Below are 7111 nucleotides of genomic sequence, written 5' to 3'. Positions count from 1 at the left end.
TTCGGAACAGCTATTTAGGCTGCCGTTCTGAAAAAACAAGGCTAAATAAACGACAGAGATAGACTCATAATTACCACATAGTACCGATGCCCCCACTCTGCATCGGCCCAGTCTATGTTTGATAGACATGAGGAATACCTTAATAAAAAGCACAGTGCAACACAATCCACTATATCAAATCAGGAGAGTAGGTCTGCAAACTCAGTGGTTAATGATATACCCCCTCCCCAATTAAGCCCTTGAAGAAATTGCCATCAAAAAATTATCTTATCCATATAAATCATCATGTTATGATGCCCCTGATAGCTGGTTCTTGATTTCTACAGCTGCAAAGGTAGTAACCAATAGGAAAGGCAGCACTTTAAGAACTGGCTTTCCCGTGAGATTACTGTCCCTTGGCTTCCTTTGCTGCACTATTGGCTCGCTGATCAACGCTATTGATCACTGAGGTGGCTACAGAGCCTGTCAATAAAGGCTCGGTTGGGTATAGCACCAACGCCTCACGACGCAGTGCATTGGCATCCTCAATCCGCCCCAGTGCATTAAGAGCTATGACCATATTGGCGTATATATTGGCTCTTGGCGTATGGCGAACAAACTCTTTGCCCCAATCAAGATAAGCTTCAAGTTCACCTTTGTTATGGGTCTGCAAACCAACCATAAGACGAACCGAGTTCACATCAAACTCAACTCTGGTCAACCATGCCATTGGATTGACGATATCCAGTAACAAGGTCGGCTCCTTATAGCCACCTCGCTCATATTTGGTAACTACCCAGGCGGTATGGATCGCTGTCAGCATAAAAGGAACCACGACCAGAGGAATCGCAATTGCCATAAAACGCAATAACAACCAAGGGCGACACTCAAATTCCCACCATGTGGTACGCCCATCATTGGCAAGAGCGGCCTCTTCAATCTCTGCATCAATAATGTAAATAAACGTCAGAAGCAGCCACCACAATGCGATAGCATGATAGAGAGGATATTCAGTCTGGGTATGCAGCAAGATGGGTGTAACCAGCGCCAACAACGCCATTCCATGACTCAATCTTGTCTTGCTTAGCTGCCACAATAGTGCCCCCCCCATGATCACCATTCCGACCATGGGGGCAATGCCACCTTCAACAGCCCAGTAGAGAAATTCATTATGTGGATGATCTAGGTTGTATTCGATCTGAACCATGCCAGGATTCAGCGCTTTATCCGCCATGTAGTGATGCAGAAATACTGACTCAAAATTGCCATATCCCCACCCAGTCCAGGGTGCCTGTAAAATCATCTTTATTGCGTAGGGCCAATAAATGGATCGCATACCTCCAGATTGATAAATCTCTAAGCCACGCTTTGCTCCTGCCATCCAATATTGTGATAGCAATCCAATCACTACCGCCGATATAATCAGAGCCAATACGCGCCAGAGCAATTGGTGACGATACAGTTGCGGCCACAATAAAAACAGGGCTAAGAGGCCACCCAATTGGCCCACTCGGGATTGTAAAACAACCAGTAACAGTGCCGCAGATAGAATGACGCCATAGCGCAGAGTCATCAGCAAGCGACTCACCTCGCTACGTAATTCCAACCAGATAGCAAGAGCAACCCCGGTTGCCATAAAGGTTGCCATCACATTTGGCTGCTGGAATATCCCATATGGGCGATTGGCCTTGGTGTCATAGCCAATCCAGTTGCCCGGAGTCAACAGATAGAACTGCACCAGACCAATCACAGCCTCTATTGCGATCGCAATCAGGATCAGGTAGAGCAGGCGATCACGCTGCAGCCGATTAAAGCTCCATTGATAGAGCCCGAACAAAAACAGCAGACCAGCAAACAGCCCCAACAATCTGGGAATGGCAAAATCCTTAAGTGCAAAACCTGGATAGAGCATAGGGAGCAGCAGCAAAAAAGCCCCTATCCATAACGCAGCCTGTAATGAAGAAAATACCAGACGCTGGCGTAACGTCACTTGCCACAATCCTAGCCCAATAACCAACGAAGCAAAGACCCACCCCCATGTATTAAAGGGAAGATACAGCCCTGCACCACCAGGGTTGTGCATAAAAAAGTGCATGCCCATCAGCCAGTAGAGCACGCTTAAAATCATCATGATTCGCGTTAACGTCATAGCCCAGTTCCTGAAGCAGACCCAAAACTGAAAGGGCACCGAAAAGATAGATAAAAAGAAAGGGGGCAAATAGCCCCCTCCACTCAGTCAACCACTCACATTATGCTGCTTCTGGCCGACGAAAAGCATGGCGTACCAGCACAATTGCGACCCCCAGCATACCACCGAGCAGGGTTGCCAATACCACTATCAATGGACGTTTGGGTTTATCACGGCTTAGCGGCTCTTCTGGAGCATCAAGATACGAGAAGGGTCTGAAGCTAATATCATCCATTTTGACAAGCTTGAGACGATCAATCTTCACCTGAATCTCGGTCAATTTAGGTTGATATGTGGTCAGATCGAGAGTTTTGAGCACCTTCAGTTTTTCTTCCAACCCTTTGGTACCCAAAGTGAGTGCAAAGCGATCATCGTTATTATAGTTAGTCAGTGGTTGCTCAACTCCAGCCGCTTTGGCAATTGATATAGTCAGAGCCAGATTATCAATATCACTTTTTAACGCGCGTTCGGCATCTTCTTTGATTAATTGCAAGCTAGTGCTCAAAATAGAAATATCAGCTGACTGTTTTTCCTTCAGTTTGCTGACTAATTCGTGCTGTTGCTTTGAAATAATGAATTGAATATAGGTTTCCAGCAACGTTAATGCTTGACTAGAATTTTCTGCACTGCTCGTAATGATACTCCCGGGTCTTTCCCCCTTTTTATCCACGGCCTCAGCAGTGATAAACTCGGCCCACTTACGTAACCACAGGCGTTGTTCACGCGAATCCAGCTGAGCCTCTTGGACTTGTTCTTGGAAGAAGGAAGTACCCTTCAAAAAATCGCGACGATTCTCATAAGAGTTGAACTCACGAACGAACTCATCATACAACTCCTGTCCACTGGGAAAGTCGCTTATCCCAAGCAACTTGGCTTGGTTTGCAGCCCGTACCAGAGAACGAAGATCTTCGCTACTCGGCACAGAAATGACCGCCTTGGCTGACCAAATTTGTGGCGATAATATGGCATATGCGATCCCCCCCATAGCAAATACGCCAGTCACCAACAATATCAATACTTTTTGGCGCCACAATACCAATACCAGTTCACGCAGATCGATCTCGTCTGATTCAGGTGTTTGTACCCACTGGTTAGGAATGGCTGGCGTTTTTTTGCTCATATATCTCTCTCGTCATTATTAATGTTAAAAATATTACAACAAGGACACGACTAAGGGGCACCAACAAAACAAGGGGCTTGGCGATCTTTATCCGACAGCAATAAGGGCCACTGTTCAGATAGTGGCCATTTTATCGCCAGATTAGGGCTATCCCATCGAATAGTAGCTTCATCACCGGGATGATAATAATCGCTACATCTGTAAAAAACATCAGCGCTATCACTGACCACATAAAAACCGTGCGCAAAACCGGGGGGAATCCAGATAAGCTCACCAAGTTCTGCATTTAACAAACAACCCAACCATTGCCCGTACGTTGGCGACGCTGGCCGAACATCAACCGCCACATCAAAAATGGTTCCGCTGATGACCTGCACTAGCTTGCCCTGTGGTCTGCTGCATTGATAATGCAAGCCACGCAACGTGCCCCCGACCGAACGACTCAGATTATCTTGCACCAGCGGATAATGGCCGCAGTGTTGCTCAAACTCATCTTGACGAAAACACTCACGGAATTGGCCACGATGATCAAAAAAAGTTGTGGGCGTAAGGATCATAACCCCCGCTAGCGATGTTGCACGATATTGCATTGATAAACCCATGCGAAAAAGAACCAGATAACCGCTTGCTTACTGTTTGACTTCCCAGACCGAACGTCTCCTTCAAAAAACTCACCCGACTCACACATCAGGCCGAGTGGCAAGCAACCGTATCAGGTATTGACCATATCCATTTGTTGCCCGCTGATTAACGAGCGTTCGCAACTGATCTGCATCGATAAATCCCTTGCGCAAAGCGATCTCCTCTGGACACGCAACCTTTAATCCCTAGCACTTTTCGATGGTCTGAATAAAGTTACTCGCTTCAATCAGGGATTCATTAGTTCCGGTATCAAGCCAAGCATAACCGCGCCCCATTATGGCGACAGTCAATTGCCCGGTGGTAAGATAGTGATTGATGATATCCGTTATTTCCAACTCACCACGTGGCGATGGCTTCAAGCTCTTGGTAATCTCTACCACACTGTTGTCGTAGAAATAGAGGCCGGTAACTGCATAGTCACTCTTGAGCTCCAATGGCTCCTCTTTCAGAAAGATAGCGGTACCCTCTTTATCAAATTCCATCACCCCATAACGCTCAGGGTCATGCACGTGGTAGGCAAAGACGGTAGCGCCACTCTCTTTGGCTGCCGCAGTTTCAAGCTGTTTCTGCAGGTCGTGGCCGTAGAAGATGTTGTCGCCCAGCACCAGCGCGCAGGGGGCTGACCCGATAAACTCTTCACCCAGAATAAAGGCTTGTGCCAACCCGTCCGGACTTGGCTGCACCTTGTACTGCAAATTCAGTACCCCACTGGCTGCCGTCACCCAGCAATTGCTCAAAACGGGGGGTATCTTGCGGCGTGCTGATGATCAAGATATCGCGAATACCCGCCAGCATCAGAGTGCTGAGCGGGTAGTAGATCATCGGCTTGTCATAGATGGGCAGCAGCTGCTTGCTCACCGCCATGGTCACCGGATAGAGACGGGTGCCTGAGCCACCGGCCAGAATAATACCTTTACGTTTGGTCATGATGCTTGTTTCTTATTTTTAAATTGCAAAAGAAAAGGATGGCGTTAGGCCACTCCTTTCTGTTTTATCCCTGCCAGACAGGGAGGCGTTCAACACATCCCTAGCCAGTGATTTATTTGCCCAGGATCTCGGTCAACATCCGCTCTACACCGACGGTCCAGTCCGGCAGCACCAGATCGAAGGTACGCTGGAATTTGCTGGTATCAAGGCGGGAGTTATGGGGGCGTTTGGCCAGGGTCGGGAAGGCGCTGGTCGGCACCGCATTGAGTTGCGTGACAGCCAGTTCAACCCCGGCCTCTCTGGCTTTGGCAAACACCAGTTGGGCGTAATCAAACCAGGTGGTGGTACCGGAGGCAATCAGATGGTACAGCCCGGCGACCTCGGGTTTGCTCTGCGCAACGCGGATCGCATGAGCCGTGCAATCAGCCAGCAACTCGGCACCGGTCGGTGCGCCGAACTGGTCATTGATAACCGACATCTCGCGACGCTCTTTGCCAAAACGCAACATGGTCTTGGCAAAGTTGGCACCACGGGTGGCATAGACCCAGCTGGTGCGGAAGATCAAGTGACGGGAACAAAGGGCAGCGCCTTGCTCACCCGCCAGCTTGGTTTCGCCATAAACGTTGAGCGGTGCCGTCGCATCGGTTTCCACCCAGGGGCGCTCACCGCTGCCATCAAACACATAGTCGGTGGAGTAGTGCACCAACCAGGCTCCTAATGCCTCCGCTTCTTTGGCAATCGCAGCCACACTGGTGGCATTGAGCAGCTCGGCAAACTCCCGCTCGCTCTCGGCTTTGTCTACCGCAGTGTGGGCTGCTGCGTTCACGATGACATCCGGCTTGACCAGGCGTACCGTTTCGGCCACCCCCGCCGGGTTGCTGAAATCGCCACAATAGTCGGTGGAGTCAAAATCAACGGCAGTGATACGACCCAGCGGCGCCAGTGCACGTTGCAGCTCCCAGCCTACCTGACCGTTTTTGCCAAACAGCAGAATATGCATCAGGCACGCTCCCCCATCGTTCTGTTCAATCGCGGATATAGTGCTGCTCAATCCAGGATTGGTAGGCACCGCTCTTGACGTTGCCGACCCACTGCTGGTTATCCAGATACCAGTGCACGGTTTTACGAATTCCCGACTCGAACGTTTCTTGCGGTTGCCAAGTAAGCTCACTGCTCATCTCGGTCGCATCGATCGCATCGATCGCATAGCGACGATCGTGACCGGGACGATCCGCCACATAGGTGATTTGATCGCGGTAAGAGCCCGCTTTTGGCACCATCTCGTCCAGCAGATCGCAGATGGTGTGTACCACCTCCAGATTCTGTTTCTCGTTATGGCCGCCGATGTTGTAGGTCTCCCCCACCAAGCCCGTGGTCACCACCTTGTAGAGCGCGCGCGCATGATCTTCTACATAGAGCCAGTCACGGATCTGGTCGCCCTTGCCATAGACAGGTAAAGGCTTGCCATCCAGCGCGTTAAGAATGACCAGCGGGATCAGCTTCTCGGGGAAGTGGTACAGGCCGTAGTTGTTGGAGCAGTTGGTGACTATGGTGGGCAGACCGTAGGTGCGGCGCCAGGCGCGTACCAGGTGGTCACTGGAAGCCTTGGAGGCAGAATAGGGGCTGCTGGGGGCGTAGGGGGTAGTTTCGGTAAAGAGCGGCAATGGCTCACCGGCTGCGACTTCATCCGGATGGGGCAGATCCCCATACACCTCATCGGTGGAGATATGGTGGAAACGGAAGACCGCCTTGCGAACCTCGTCCAGGCCGTTCCAGTAAGCGCGAGCCGCTTCCAGCAACATATAGGTGCCGACGATATAGGTCTCGATAAAGTCAGAGCGATCAACATGACTCTCGGCAGCCAGATGCATCACCGCATCCGGCTGGTGCAGGGAAAATACCCGATCCAGCTCGGCGCGATTGCAGATATCCACCTGCTCAAACACATAACGCTCGTTCGACGATACATCGGCCAGGGATTCCAGATTGCCGGCATAGGTGAGTTTATCGAGATTGATAACGGAGTCCTGAATATCACGGATGATATGGCGCACCACGGCAGAACTGATAAAGCCTGCGCCACCGGTAACGAGACTTTGCAACATATTTAAGCGAGAATTTCTATTATATGAGGTCGGCTGACGATATATGGTTGAAGAGTATTTCCCTGATGAGGAGAGAGGATTGCTAACAGGCTATTTATGCTCAACATATCCTCCCTCTGTCCATCTATCTGCTCAGCTATTGACGCAAAC

Annotated in this window: 5 protein-coding genes and 1 pseudogene; all 6 read right to left on the bottom strand. The window is 50.1% G+C overall.

What is annotated here, in order from left to right; genetic code table 11:
* Positions 1 to 385 precede the first annotated feature (385 nt).
* Positions 386 to 2128: a PglL family O-oligosaccharyltransferase gene (locus tag AACR93_RS15810; protein WP_043851292.1), complete on the bottom strand. Its 1743-nt coding sequence runs from the start codon at positions 2126 to 2128 to the stop codon at positions 386 to 388.
* 100 nt (positions 2129 to 2228) lie between these two features.
* Positions 2229 to 3287, bottom strand: a complete 1059-nt coding sequence (locus AACR93_RS15805) for an LPS O-antigen chain length determinant protein WzzB (protein WP_052497087.1) — start codon at positions 3285 to 3287, stop codon at positions 2229 to 2231.
* A gap of 50 nt (positions 3288 to 3337) precedes the next feature.
* On the bottom strand, positions 3338 to 3877 hold the full coding sequence (gene rfbC, locus AACR93_RS15800) for a dTDP-4-dehydrorhamnose 3,5-epimerase (protein ID WP_082044131.1): 540 nt from the start codon (positions 3875 to 3877) through the stop codon (positions 3338 to 3340).
* 90 nt (positions 3878 to 3967) lie between these two features.
* Positions 3968 to 4856, bottom strand: a pseudogene (gene rfbA / locus AACR93_RS15795) (glucose-1-phosphate thymidylyltransferase RfbA).
* A gap of 112 nt (positions 4857 to 4968) precedes the next feature.
* Entirely contained in the window at positions 4969 to 5856 is an 888-nt protein-coding gene (gene rfbD, locus AACR93_RS15790; RefSeq protein ID WP_043851291.1) for a dTDP-4-dehydrorhamnose reductase, read from the bottom strand.
* Positions 5857 to 5881: 25 nt separating this feature from the next.
* On the bottom strand, positions 5882 to 6958 hold the full coding sequence (rfbB, locus tag AACR93_RS15785) for a dTDP-glucose 4,6-dehydratase (RefSeq protein ID WP_043851297.1): 1077 nt from the start codon (positions 6956 to 6958) through the stop codon (positions 5882 to 5884).
* Positions 6959 to 7111 lie beyond the last annotated feature (153 nt).

This window comes from Aeromonas sp. L_1B5_3, from assembly GCF_963866575.1.
Classification (GTDB): Bacteria; Pseudomonadota; Gammaproteobacteria; order Enterobacterales; family Aeromonadaceae; genus Aeromonas; species Aeromonas jandaei.
This window is presented reverse-complemented; position numbering and strand designations above follow the sequence as displayed.